At 57.9% G+C, this 680-nt stretch carries 1 protein-coding gene; it reads left to right on the top strand.

Annotation, left to right across the window (positions count from 1 at the left end; translation table 11 throughout):
- The coding region (locus ABD481_RS46625; protein WP_344672341.1) for an AMP-binding protein at positions 1-680 on the top strand (680 nt) is incomplete at both ends.

Here is a 680-nt window from a genome sequence, read left to right on the forward strand (position 1 = left end):
GGCGATTGATGCCGAGTCCTCTTTGGATCTTGGTGTCCGGGTGGTTGCGGGTCAGGCGGCTGTGGTGATTTATACGTCGGGTTCGACGGGTCGTCCGAAGGGTGTTTTGGTTACGCATGAGGCGTTGGTCAGTACGTTTACTGGTTGGGCGGGGACGCATTTTCCGGGTGGTGTGGGGTTGCGGTGGCTGGCGATGAACAGTGTCAGTTTTGATGTGTTCACTGGTGATGTGGTGCGGGCGTTGTGTTCTGGTGGTTCGTTGGTGGTGGCGCCGGTGGGGTTGCAGCTCTCTACTGCGGAGTGGGTGGAGACGATCCGTCGTGAGCGGGTGAATGCGTTCGAATGTTCGCCGCGTTATCTGGATCGGCTTGTTGACTATGTTGAGGCTACAAATATTGAGGTTGATAGTTTGCGGTTGTTGGTGGCGATTCCTGATTTGTGGCGGGGTTCGGGGGTGGCGCGGGCGCGGCGGGTGTTGGGTGGTGGGGTGCGGTTGTTGACGGCTTATGGTGTGACGGAGGCGACGATCGACTCCAGTGTCAGTGATCTGGCTGATGTCAGGGTTGGTGTTGATGAGCCGACGCCGATTGGTGGTCCGTTGCCGAATACGCGGTTGTATGTTTTGGATCGTCATTTGAGCCCGGTGCCGGTTGGGGCGGTGGGTGAGTTGTTTATTGCTG

The organism is Catenulispora yoronensis (assembly GCF_039531695.1).
Classification (GTDB): Bacteria; Actinomycetota; Actinomycetes; order Streptomycetales; family Catenulisporaceae; genus Catenulispora; species Catenulispora yoronensis.